This window comes from Amycolatopsis sp. SID8362 (assembly GCF_010550475.1).
Classification (GTDB): domain Bacteria; phylum Actinomycetota; class Actinomycetes; order Mycobacteriales; family Pseudonocardiaceae; genus Amycolatopsis; species Amycolatopsis eburnea.
The window spans coordinates 1-11,647 of the sequence record NZ_JAAGNB010000339.1; the positions used below are offsets into that span (position 1 = coordinate 1).

Annotated in this window: 11 protein-coding genes and 1 pseudogene; 8 read left to right on the forward strand and 4 right to left on the reverse strand. The window is 71.8% G+C overall.

Annotated elements, in window-relative coordinates; translation table 11 throughout:
* The 3 genes from G3I65_RS11140 to G3I65_RS11150 all read left to right on the forward strand — a co-directional run.
* A partial coding sequence (locus G3I65_RS11140) for a Vms1/Ankzf1 family peptidyl-tRNA hydrolase (RefSeq protein WP_255481896.1) occupies positions 1-282 on the forward strand: 282 nt, incomplete at its 5' end.
* A gap of 135 nt (positions 283-417) precedes the next feature.
* Positions 418-2,046 (forward strand): ABC-F family ATP-binding cassette domain-containing protein, encoded by a 1,629-nt coding sequence (locus tag G3I65_RS11145; protein WP_160696038.1) that lies wholly within the window; start codon positions 418-420, stop codon positions 2,044-2,046.
* A 178-nt stretch (positions 2,047-2,224) separates the two neighbouring features.
* Entirely contained in the window at positions 2,225-2,434 is a 210-nt protein-coding gene (locus tag G3I65_RS11150) for a helix-turn-helix domain-containing protein (RefSeq protein ID WP_003071237.1), read from the forward strand.
* On the opposite strand, the gene G3I65_RS11155 is transcribed toward G3I65_RS11150, so the two are convergent.
* Entirely contained in the window at positions 2,421-3,764 is a 1,344-nt protein-coding gene (locus G3I65_RS11155) for a glycosyltransferase 87 family protein (protein WP_160696039.1), read from the reverse strand. The genes G3I65_RS11150 and G3I65_RS11155 overlap by 14 nt on opposite strands.
* A gap of 33 nt (positions 3,765-3,797) precedes the next feature.
* Positions 3,798-4,649, reverse strand: coding sequence for an LLM class flavin-dependent oxidoreductase (locus G3I65_RS11160; RefSeq protein WP_160696040.1), 852 nt, complete (start codon positions 4,647-4,649; stop codon positions 3,798-3,800).
* A gap of 72 nt (positions 4,650-4,721) precedes the next feature.
* Here G3I65_RS11160 and G3I65_RS11165 point away from each other — a divergent pair, with 72 nt between their 5' ends.
* Together G3I65_RS11165 and G3I65_RS11170 are read left to right on the forward strand one after the other, a co-directional pair.
* Positions 4,722-5,162, forward strand: coding sequence for a MarR family winged helix-turn-helix transcriptional regulator (locus G3I65_RS11165; protein WP_160696041.1), 441 nt, complete (start codon positions 4,722-4,724; stop codon positions 5,160-5,162).
* Between the two features lie 98 nt (positions 5,163-5,260).
* Complete coding sequence (locus tag G3I65_RS11170; RefSeq protein WP_160696042.1) at positions 5,261-7,132, forward strand: ABC transporter ATP-binding protein; 1,872 nt, start codon at positions 5,261-5,263, stop codon at positions 7,130-7,132.
* Between the two features lie 64 nt (positions 7,133-7,196).
* On the opposite strand, the gene G3I65_RS11175 is transcribed toward G3I65_RS11170, so the two are convergent.
* Together G3I65_RS11175 and G3I65_RS11180 are read right to left on the reverse strand one after the other, a co-directional pair.
* Positions 7,197-8,372 (reverse strand): serine hydrolase domain-containing protein, encoded by a 1,176-nt coding sequence (locus G3I65_RS11175; protein WP_160696043.1) that lies wholly within the window; start codon positions 8,370-8,372, stop codon positions 7,197-7,199.
* 114 nt (positions 8,373-8,486) lie between these two features.
* The gene (locus G3I65_RS11180; RefSeq protein WP_163046670.1) at positions 8,487-9,215 is read right to left on the reverse strand and encodes an SIS domain-containing protein; all 729 of its coding nucleotides are present in this window, start codon (positions 9,213-9,215) and stop codon (positions 8,487-8,489) included.
* 116 nt (positions 9,216-9,331) lie between these two features.
* Here G3I65_RS11180 and G3I65_RS11185 point away from each other — a divergent pair, with 116 nt between their 5' ends.
* The 3 genes and pseudogenes from G3I65_RS11185 to G3I65_RS11195 form a co-directional block, all read left to right on the forward strand.
* The gene (locus G3I65_RS11185) at positions 9,332-10,024 is read left to right on the forward strand and encodes an alpha/beta hydrolase (protein ID WP_160696045.1); all 693 of its coding nucleotides are present in this window, start codon (positions 9,332-9,334) and stop codon (positions 10,022-10,024) included.
* Between the two features lie 88 nt (positions 10,025-10,112).
* A complete protein-coding gene (locus G3I65_RS11190; RefSeq protein ID WP_309235385.1) occupies positions 10,113-11,366 on the forward strand; it encodes a cyclopropane-fatty-acyl-phospholipid synthase family protein in 1,254 nt (417 codons plus the stop codon).
* A 101-nt stretch (positions 11,367-11,467) separates the two neighbouring features.
* Positions 11,468-11,647, forward strand: a pseudogene (locus G3I65_RS11195) (LytR family transcriptional regulator); the annotation flags it as partial.

The following is an 11,647-nucleotide window of genomic DNA, read 5'->3' on the forward strand; positions in this document are numbered from 1 at the left end:
CAGCGCTTCGCCCGGCGTCGCGCGGGACAGGCGCGGCACGCGCTGCAGGACGCGGCGAAGGACGCGTTCGAGGTGCTCGTGCCGCGGCTGTCCGAAGTGGACGCCGTGGTGCTCGGCGGCGACCGGCGGGCCCTCGACGAGCTGCGCGTGGACCGCCGGCTGGCGCCGTTGTTCGCCCGCGCGGAGCCCCGGGTGCTGGAGATCGGCGAGCCGAGCTTCGCCGTTCTCGGGGAAGCGGCGGCGCGCGCGGTGTCGGTGCAGGTCACGCTGCGCGACGGGTGAGACCGCACACGTCCGGAAAAACCCGTGGCCCCCGCCCCGTACACTGGGCTCCGTGGATATCCAGCTGGAGTGACGCCGCGGCCCGAGTGGCCGCCTGTCGCTGTCCTCCGTTCACCCCCGTCCACGGGAGTTCCCTTGATCACGGCCACCGGCCTTGAGCTGCGCGCGGGTTCGCGCATCCTGCTCAACGGCGTCACCCTCCGCATCCAGCCCGGCGACCGCATCGGTCTCGTCGGCCGCAACGGCGCGGGCAAGACCACCTCGCTGAAGGTCCTCGCCGGCGAGGGCGAGCCGCACGCGGGCGAGGTCCGCCGCAGCGGCGAGCTCGGTTACCTGCCGCAGGACCCGCGCGAAGGTGATCTTTCGGTCACCGCCAAGGACCGCGTGCTCTCCGCGCGCGGCCTCGACAAGCTGATGCGCGACATGGAGAAGGCGCAGGCCTCCATGGCCGAGCTCGTCGACGAAGCCGCGCGCGACAAGGCCATCAACCGCTACGCCCGGCTCGAAGAGCGCTTCGCCTCGCTCGGCGGGTACGCGGCGGAGAGCGAAGCCGCGCGGATCTGCTCGAACCTCGGCCTCGCCGACCGGATCCTGGCGCAGACGCTGCAGACGCTTTCCGGTGGTCAGCGCCGCCGCGTCGAGCTGGCGCGGATCCTGTTCGCCGCGGCCGAAGCGGGCGCCGGCGGCAAGTCCGAGACGATCCTGCTGCTCGACGAGCCGACCAACCACCTCGACGCCGACTCCATCAACTGGCTGCGCGGCTTCCTCAAGCAGCACGACGGCGGCCTGGTCGTGATCAGCCACGACGTCGAGCTGCTGGCCGACGTCGTCAACAAGGTCTGGTTCCTCGACGCCACCCGCGGCGAGCTCGACCTGTACAACATGGGCTGGCAGCGCTACCTCGACGCGCGCGCCACCGACGAGAAGCGCCGCCGCCGCGAGCGCGCCAACGCCGAGAAGAAGGCGTCGGCGCTGCAGCAGCAGGCCGCGAAGCTCGGCGCCAAGGCGACGAAGGCCGTGGCGGCCAAGAACATGGCGCGCCGCGCCGAGCAGATGCTGTCCTCGCTCGACGAGACCCGGGTGGCCGACAAGGTCGCCCGGATCAAGTTCCCGGACCCGGCGCCCTGCGGCCGCACGCCGCTGACCGCCGAGGGGCTGTCGAAGTCGTACGGCTCACTGGAAATCTTCACCGGCGTCGACCTCGCCATCGACCGCGGCTCGAAGGTGGTCGTACTCGGCCTGAACGGCGCGGGAAAGACCACTTTGCTCCGGCTCCTCGGCGGAATGGAAACCCCGGACACCGGCGAGATCGTGCCGGGTCACGGAATGCGTTTGGGCTATTACGCTCAGGAACACGAAACTCTTGATCATGATGCGTCGGTGTGGGAAAACATCCGACATCTCTCCCCGGACACCGGGGCGCAGGAGTTGCGGAACCTGCTGGGTTCGTTCCTCTTCACCGGCGAACAACTCGACCAGCCGGCCGGCACGCTTTCCGGCGGCGAGAAGACCCGGCTCGCGCTGGCCGGCCTGGTCTCCAGCGCTGCCAACGTCTTGCTGCTCGACGAGCCGACGAACAACCTCGACCCGGCCAGCCGAGCGCAGGTCCTGGACGCTTTGCGCAGCTTCTCCGGCGCCGTCGTCCTGGTGACCCACGACCCGGGCGCGGTCGAGGCCCTGGAGCCCGAGCGGGTCATCCTGCTGCCCGACGGGACCGAGGACCACTGGTCGGCGGACTACCTGGAACTTGTCCAGCTCGCCTGAGCCGTGCGTCCATTCGGGTGCAAGATCACTCCCGGTGAGGCACTGGAATGGCCCAATGTGATCGCAATTTCGGTCGTTTTCCGGCTGTCGTCTGGCAATCCGGCGCTCAGTGTTCGATCATTGCCCCGGCAGGGGCCGATATGTGGCCCAGAACACTCTCGGCGGGAAGGCGATCGACGTGGCTGATCTCAAGAAAGGCGCGCGGATCACCGGCAACACGCGCGACAAGCTGGCCGCTGACCTGAAGAAGAAATACGAGAAGGGCTCGAGCATCCGGGCCCTCGCGGAGTCGACGGGCCGGTCCTACGGGTTCGTGCACCGGGTGCTGTCGGAGTCCGGAGTCCAGCTGCGGGGGCGCGGCGGGGCCACGCGGGTCAAGAAGAAGTAGTTTCCGAAGTGCTGCGCGGGGGGCGCGCAGCCGAGGCTTCGGCCACGCGGAACACCAGGTGGGCCCCGAGCAGGACCAGCGGGTACACCAGGTAGCCGTAGCGGGTGGCCGGGGTCAGCAGGATCAACGCGCCGAGTCCGACGGCGATGCGCAGCAGTGCGCCGGAGCCGTTCGCGGGGGGCCGGCGCACCAGCCAGAGCAGCATGGCCACGGCGGCGGCGCCGACGAGGACGAACGCCGTCACCTGGCCGGCCACGCCGAGACCGGCGATCAGGTGGCCCGGCAGCGGGCTGGCCGCGGGCGAGCGCACGGCGCCCATCCCGAGGGGGAACCGGAAGACGTGTTCGACGAACGCGGCCGGGTCCACGAGGTACACGGGCAGGTGCAGTGCGGCCGTCGTCGCCACGAGCGCCGCCAGGAACCGGGTCAGCGCGGGCTTTCCCCGGCGCACCAGCACGAACACCGCCAGCACCGCGGCCGCGGGCACGACGATCAGCTTCGCGCTGATCACCAGCGCCAGCACGAGTCCCGACCAGGCGACCCGCCCGGTGGCCGCGAGCGCGCAGGACAGCACCAGCAAGCCGACGATCGCGAGGTCCGGCCCGGCGACGGCCCAGGTGAGCGCGGTGAGCGGGCAGGCGAGCGCGAGCTGTGCGGCCCCGACCGGGACCTTCGGCCACTTCAGGAGCTTGAGCGTGCCCAGCACGCACGCGCAGGCGGCCAGCGCGAACACCCAGCGGGCGTCGGTGAGCGCGTCCGCGATCGGTGAGCCGCCGAACACCGCCCGCGGCAGGCCGAAGAGCGCCATCACCGGACCGTATGGTGTGTAATCGTTTACTTCGGGGGCCCGGCCGAGCGCGGTGACGTCGACGTACGGGGTTCCGTGGTGCAGCAGCAGATCCGCGGACCGCTCGATCACCCAGACCTCGGGCTGCGCGGCCCAGGAGAACGGCGTGATCAGCCAGTCCACTCCGGTCAGTCGGCGAATCACCAGGAGCGCCAACGGAAGGATCATTGCCAACAAGCCGACGGCGGCGATGCCGCACCAGCGCGAGCCCAGCACGCCGCGCGGTTCACGGCCCTTGCGCGCGGACCACAGCAGCCACCCGCTGTGCAGCACGCCGAAGCCGTACGCAACCGTCGCGAAGTTGCCCCAGACGCGGTAGCCGTAGAACTCCGACTTGAGCGCCGTCGGCAGCGCGAAGGCCAGGCAGACGAGGTAGAACCCCAGGTCCCACCGCAACGCGGCGACGTCGAGGGTGCGCGCCGGTGCGGTGAAGAGCCGTGCCGCGCGCCGCCATGCGGGCGCCCGGCCCACCTCCGTTCCCACCCGGCCAGGCTACCGAGGGGCCCGCCGCCCGGTTCAGCCGACGTCTCGCAGGCGGGGGAGGAGCTTCGCCGCCGTTTCGCAGGCCGCGACGACGCCGTCCGGCCCGGTGGGCATCAGGATCAGCTCGGTGAAGCCCGCTTCGACGTAGTCCCGTGCCAGCCGCAGTGCTGCCTCCGCGTCGGCGGGCAGCCGGAACTGGACGGCGCGGCGGATCGCCGCCGGATCCCGGCCGGCGGCGGCGCAGTGCTCGTCGAGGACCCGGGAAAGCCGGCGCAGCTCGGCGATCGGAGTGCCCGGCAAGGCCGCGTTGAGCCAGACGTCGGCGTGCTCGGCGACCACCCGCAGGCCTCGCCGTTCGCCGCTGCTGCCCAGCCACAACGGCGGCTTCGCCTGCAATGGCTTCGGATCGCTGACGGCGCCGGTCAGCGTGTAGTGGCGGCCGGCGAAGTCGGTCACCGGCCGGGTCCACAGCAGACGGAGGATTTCGCAGGCCTCGGCGAGTCTTTCGACGCGTTCGACGGCCGGCGGCGTCGGGGTGCCCATCATCGCGTCGGTGTGGGTGTCGCCGCCCGCGCCGAGGCCGACGTCGAGGCGGCCGCCGGAGAGGTGGTCGATCGTGGCCGCGATCTTCGCGAACGTGCCCGGGTGGCGGTTGGTGTTCCCGGCCACCAGACATCCGATGCGCACCCGGTTCGTCGCCTCGGCCATCGCGGCCAGCAGGCTCCAGCCGTCGAAGACGTCGCCGGTGCGGTCCGGGCCCATCGGGGCGAGGTGGTCGAACACCCAGCAGCCGTCGAACCCGGCTTCGTCCGCGATCGTCCACGTCTCGCGGAGCTCGGCGATGCCGACGTGCTGCTGGGGTGGTTTCAGGCCGATCGTGGTCATGCGTGACTCCTGATTATCAGTCTGGCAAATCATCAGTATGACTGACGATCAGCGTAGGGGTAGAGTTCTCGCGTGTCCAGCGACCTCGAAGCGCCCCCGGCTGTCGCCAGCCGGCTCGGTTACCTGCTCAAGCACGCCCAGCTGCGCCTCGCCGAGCTGGCCGAGCCGGAGTACGCGCCGCTCGGCGTCACCGGGCGGCAGCTCGCGCTGCTCGCGCTCTTCGGCGACGGGCCGGGGCAGTCGCAGCAGGACGGCGCGGCGCGCCTCGGCGTCGACCGGACGACGATGGTCGCGCTCGTCGACGAGCTCGAGGCGAAGGGTCTGGTCCGGCGGGAGGTCGCGCCGGGCGACCGGCGCAAGCGGCTGGTGACGCTGACCCCCGAAGGGGAGCGGGTCCGCGAGGCGGGAGAAGCGGCCACGCGGCGGGCTGAGGCACTGTTGCTGGCACCGTTGTCCGCCGAGGGGGCCGACGGGCTGCGCGCCGCCCTGCTCCGGGTCGTTCGCGCGGAGTGAGCCGAGGCGGGAAGGAAACGGACGATGGTGGCGTTGTCCAGGTCATATCCGGAGAAAACCTCAGCTAAGCTAGAGGTTTAGAGACTGGGGGTTTTCCCATGGACAACATGTGGGGGCTGTGGAGTTCGGCGATGCGCGCCGGCGACGTGCCGAAGGGGCTCAGCCGCGGCACGCTCAAGCGCGTCGCCCGCTTCGCCCGGCCGCACTGGCGGCGCTTGCTGGCTTTCCTGATCCTGACGGTCGTCTCGGCCGTGCTGGCCGTGACCACGCCGGTGCTGGCGGGCAAGGTGGTCGACGCGATCGTCGGCGGGCACGACCTGCCCGTGGTCGTCTGGCTGGCCATCGTCATCGCCGCGCTGGCGATCGCGGACGCGGGGTTCGGCCTGATCGAGCGGTGGCAGTCCGCGCGCATCGGCGAGGGCATCATCTTCGACCTGCGCCGCGCGGTGTTCGAGCACGTCCAGCGGATGCCGGTCGCGTTCTTCACCCGCACGCGCACCGGCGCGCTGGTCTCGCGGCTCAACAACGACGTCATCGGCGCGCAGCGGACGTTCACCGCGACGCTGTCCGGGCTGGTCACGAACGTCATCCAGCTGGCGCTGTCGCTGGCCGTCATGCTCACGCTGTCCTGGCAGGTCACGCTGCTCGCGCTGGTGCTGCTGCCGATCTTCGTCATCCCCGCGCGCCGGCTCGGCCGCCGGATGGCCGGGCTGCAGCGGGAAGCCGCGAACCTCAACGCCGGCATGACCACGCAGATGACCGAGCGGTTCTCCGCGCCGGGTGCCACGCTGGTGAAGCTCTTCGGCCGCCCGGTGCAGGAAGCGGACGACTTCGCGCTGCGGGCCGGGCGCGTGCGCGACATCGGCGTGCGCACCGCGATGCTGACCCGCTGGTTCATGACGAGCCTGACCCTGGTGTCGGCGCTGGCGCAGGCGCTGGTCTACGGCCTCGGCGGCTACCTCGCGCTGACCGGCAAGCTCGCGCCGGGCACCGTGGTCGCGCTGGCGCTGCTGCTGACCCGGCTCTACGCGCCGCTGACCGCGCTGGCCAACGTCCGCGTGGACGTGATGACCGCGCTGGTGTCGTTCGAGCGGGTCTTCGAGGTCCTGGACCTGGAGCCGATGATCAAGGAGAAGCCGTCCGCGCGCACGCTGCCGGCTTCTTCCGGCGTCTCGGTGGAGTTCTCGGACGTCCGCTTCGGCTACCCGGCGGCGGACCGGTACTCGCTGGCGTCGCTGGAAGACGTCGCCACGCTCGACCACCGCGGCGGCGAAGAGGTGCTGCACGGCATCTCGTTCCGCGCGGAGCCGGGGCAGATGGTCGCGCTGGTCGGGTCTTCGGGCGCGGGCAAGTCGACGATCGCTTCGCTGCTGCCGCGCTTGTACGACGTGGATTCGGGCGCGGTGCGACTGTCCGATGTGGACGTCCGCGACCTGAGTTTCGCTTCACTGCGGCAAACGGTGGGAGTGGTGACCCAGGACGGGCACCTGTTCCACGACACGATCCGCGCGAACCTGGCGTACGCGCGGCCGGGCGTCACCGACGACGAGATCTGGGAGGCCCTGGAGCGGGCGCGGCTGGGCGAACTGGTCCACTCGCTGCCGGACGGCCTCGACACCACGGTGGGCGAGCGCGGCTACCGCCTCTCCGGCGGCGAGCGCCAGCGCCTCACCATCGCACGGCTGCTGCTGGCCCAGCCCAAGGTGGTCATCCTCGACGAGGCAACGGCTCACCTGGATTCGGAGTCCGAGGCGGCGGTGGGCGAGGCCCTGACGCACGCGCTGGCGGGCCGCACGGCACTGGTCATCGCGCACCGGCTGTCGACGGTGCGGGCGGCGGACCAGATCCTGGTGCTGGAGCACGGGGAGATCGTCGAGCGCGGGACGCACGAGGAGCTGCTGGCGAGGGGTGGGCGGTACGCGACGCTGCACGCGACGCAGTTCGCCGAGGAGGAGCCGGCGGTGGCTTGACCGGCGCCGGACCGGCTCGCGGAAAGCAGTCTGCCGGGGCTGGTCGTGAGTGTTCAGTAGGGTTCTAACCCTCCTGAACACTCACGAGGCCCAAGCTCTCGTACACCGCGTTGACCAGGGCCATCTTGCGGGGGTCGTCGCGGATCAGCGGGCCGAGCTGGTTGAGCGTGTAGCCGAATGAGATGCCGTTCTCCGGGTCGGCGCCGCCGGTGGAGCCGCCGAGGCCGTCGTGGCCGAAGGCCGATGGGTTGGGACCGAAGCCGCGGGCGTCGCTGCCGAGGTAGAAGCCCAGGCCCCACTCGTTCGGCAGGCCGAGGACCGCGTCGATCTCCTTGCCCTGGCTCTCCCGCGCGCGAGCCAGCGCCGGCGCGGACAGCAGCCCGCCGGTCGCGAGCGCGCCGTAGATGGTGGCGATGGCGCGGGCCGTGCCGTGGCCGTTCAGCGCCGGCATGACGGCCCGGCGGAAGGCGGGCTCGTTCGCGTCGTGGCCGGACAGGCGCGGGTTGGCCAGCGCGGCCTGCGCGACCGGCCCCGCGCTCGCGAACGCCGCGGCCAGCGCGTTCGCCACCTCCTCGGTCATGACGGGGTCGACCAGGGTCGCGCACCGGCTCAGGTCGGCGTCGTCGGCGAGGCCGATCGAGAAGTCGGCGCCGAGCGGGACGGCGACCTGCTCGGCGAAGAACTCGCGGATGCCCTGCCCTGCGATCCGCCGCACGACCTCGCCGACGAGCCACCCGTAGGCCAGCGCGTGGTAGCCGCCCGCGGATCCCGGCTCGCACAACGGCTCCTGGGCCGCCAGCAGCGACGTCATCAGGTCCCAGTCGTACAGCTCGTCGATCCGCACCGGCCGGTCGATCCCGATCCCGGGGACGCCGGAGCGGTGCGAGAGCAGCCACCGCACCGGCACCTCCGCCTTGCCCGCCGCGGCGAACTCCGGCCAGTACTTCGCCACCGGGGCGTCGATGTCCAGCTCGCCCGCGTCGGCCAGCCGGTGCGCGCAGAGCGCGGTCATGCCCTTGGTCGTCGACCAGACGTTGGCGAGCGTGTCCGGCTGCCAGGCCGCGTCGCGCGCCGGACCGGTCCAGCCGCCCCACAGGTCCACGACGACCTCACCGTGCCGGGTGGCGGTGAACGCGGCGCCCAGCTCGCCGCGGGAGCGGAAGTTCTCCTCGAAGGCTTCGCGCACCGGTTCGAACCCGGGCGCGCACTCGCCGTGCACCGTCGCCGTGGCGCTGTCCATCGGACCTCCTCGGGGGAACGACCAGTCCACACCGACCAGTCGGTATGCCGACGCTAAAGGGGGCCAGGCACGCCCGTCAAGGCGTGCCCGGCCGGTGCTTTTTCACGAGAAGGACTAGCGCAGCCGCGGCACGATCGCGCTGTACTTCGCCAGCAGGGCCGCGTTCGCCTCGTCGCCGCCCGCCACATTGGAGCTGCGCCACAGCGGGACGTCGAGGCCCTCGGCCACGCCGCGGTCGTAGACCTGGGCCAGCATCAGGTTCCACAGGAACGCGTTGACCACAGTGGACAGCGGCGCGGTGCGCGGCGCGTCCGGCGGGTAGCTCGCGTCGCCGGGGATGACGAGCGAGTCCAGCACCACCGTGCCCTGCTCCACCAGGTTGCTCGACGACCGCTTCGGCGCCGCCGCCACGCACGCCCGCGACGTGATCGCGATGACCGCCGCCCCGCGCTCGCGGGCTTCGATGCACAGTTCGACCGGGTACGGGTTCGAGCCGGACGTCGAGAAGACCACCAGCACGTCGTCCGGCCCCGGTGCCCGCTCGGCCAGCACTTCGGCGGCCAGTCCGGTGCGCCGCTCGGTCTGCGTGCTGCTCACCGCGCCGTGCAGCGGCAGCAGGTCCGGGTGGTAGAGCGGGTAGACGCAGGCGAGCCCGCCGGCCCGGTAGAACGTCTCGGCGACCGCGGCCAGCGAGTGCCCGGCGCCCGCGGTATAGACCAGTGCGTCGGCCCGGATCACCCCCAGGACCAGATCCGCCGCTTCGCGCACTGCCTCGGCGTTGGCCTGTTCGACGTCCGCCAGTTGCTTGGCGACACTGCCGGAGATGTCCGTGGCGCTCACCACACCCACCCTTCCGTCGGGGATCGGGCGCCGAATCTACCGCGAAGATGGTGGTGCGCGGTGGAATAGCCGGGTGGCCGATCCGGGTTGACGCGAATGCGGGCGTAGAGGAGGACGGGGTGAGCGAGGCGGAACCGGCGGTGTCCGTGTGGCCGGCGCGCGGGCGGACCGAGGCGGTCGTGCTCGTGCTGCACGGCGGCGCGGAACGCGGAATCGGCGCGGTGCCGCCCTGGAAGCTCGCCTACCTGCGGATGGTCCCGATCGCGCGCGCCCTGCACCGGGCCGGCCGCGCTCGCGGTGTGGAAGTGCGGCTGCTGCGCAACCGGCGGTACGGCTGGAACGCGCCCGCCATGGACCCCCTCGACGACGCCCGCTGGGCCCTCGAACGGATCCGTACCGAGCACCCCGGCGTGCCGGTGGTGCTGGTCGGGCACTCCATGGGCGGGCGGGTGGCGCTGCGCGTCGCCGACGACCCCGCCGTGCGCGGGATCTGCGCGCTGGCGCCGTGGACGCCGCGCGGTGAACCGGTCGAGGCCGTGGCCGGGCGGTCGGTGCTCATCGTGCACGGCACCCGCGACCGGATGACGAGCCCGGCGGAGTCGCACGCCTTCGCCGAACGCGCCGAGGGCGTCGCCGCCCGGGTCGCCCGGTTCGAGATCGCCAACGAGGGGCACGCGATGCTGCGGCGGTCGTCCGTGTGGACCCGGCTGACGATTGCTTTCACACTGGAAGTGCTGGCGGGGAGCACGGGTGAAGAGCTGCGCGGTGCCTGGGCCGCGCCGGGCCCCGAGCGGCTCCGAATACCCGTCTGAGACCGCCCCGAACAGGGCATTCGGCGAAGCGCGCCGCGGGGTGCGGCATTAGGATCGAGCACCGGCGAAGCCGGCCGGAGGGAGCATCGTGACCACTTCGAGCGTTGACCGCGCGTCGGCCGGGGACGTGCCGGAAGAGGATCGCTGGCCGGGCCTGGGCGCCCCGCCGCATTCGCCGCTGCGCGCGCGGATCGCCGCCGCGCTGTTCCGCCGGGCGGTCCGCCCGCTCGACCTGCGGGTGACGTTCCCGGACGGCACCGTGCTCGGCGCCGGCGGGCCGGAATCGCCCGAAATGCGCATTCTGCGCCCGGAAGCCTTCTTCCACCGCCTCGGCGCCGACGCCAAGATCGGCTTCGGCGAGTCCTACATGGCCGGTGACTGGACCGCGTCCGACCTGGCCGAGGTGCTGACGCCGTTCGCCGAGCGGATGGCCACCCTGGTGCCGCCGGTGCTGCAGAAGTTCAGGCGGATCGCCGAACGCACGCAGCCGCCGTCGGAGGAGAACACCCTCGAGGGCGCGCGGGCCAACATCCACCGGCACTACGACCTGTCGAACGACCTGTTCGGCACCTTCCTCGACGGGTCGATGACGTACTCCTCGGCGCTGTTCGGCCCCGGCGACGACCTCACCGCCGCCCAGCACCGCAAGATCGACAGCGTGCTCGACTACGCCGGGGTGCGCGACGGCAGCGAGGTCCTCGAAATCGGTACCGGATGGGGTGAACTCGCCATCCGCGCCGCCGCCCGCGGCGCGCGCGTGACGTCGCTGACCATTTCGGAGGAGCAGCGCGCGCTGGCCACCGAGCGCATCGCCGCGGCCGGGTTCTCCGACCGCGTCGAAGTGAAGCTGTGCGACTACCGTGAGTCGAGCGGCCGGTACGACGCCGTGGTCAGCGTCGAGATGATCGAGGCCGTCGGCGCGGCCTACTGGCCGGCGTTCTACGAGACGATCGGCGCGCGGCTGCGCCCCGGTGGCCGGTTCGGCCTGCAGGCCATCACCATGGACCACGACCGGATGCTGGCGTCGTCACGCGCCTACACCTGGATCCACAAGTACATCTTCCCGGGCGGCCTCATCCCGTCGGTGCGCTCGATCGAGGAGGGCGTCAAGGCGAACACCCTGCTCAAGCTGGCCGGGATGCGCGAGTTCGGCCAAGACTACGCGCGCACGTTACGGTTGTGGCGCGAACGGTTCCTGCACCGCTGGGCCGACATCGCCGGGTTCGGGTTCGACGACGTCTTCCGCCGGATGTGGGAGTTCTACCTGGCCTATTCCGAGGCCGGGTTCCGCTCCGGGTACCTCAAGGTCCACCAGTTCGGCTACGAGGCGACCAGCGAGTAACTTCTCTCGCAACCCGACCCCGGTGCCGGACGTCCTCGAAGTGAGGGCGTGCGGTCTACTGACGAAGACAGGTTTGTCCGGATCGGGATTGGGTGATGGTGATGACGTACCGAGGCGACGACGGCGGGCGCCGGATGCCGCCGCCCCGGCCGCCCGCCGGGCGTTCCCGGGAGCACCAGCGCGCGCAGATGATGCCGCTGCCCGGACGGGGCCGCAGCCCCTACGACGAGCGCACCCGCCCGATGGGGGAGCCCGAGCCCCAGTACGCCCCGCCCCCGCCG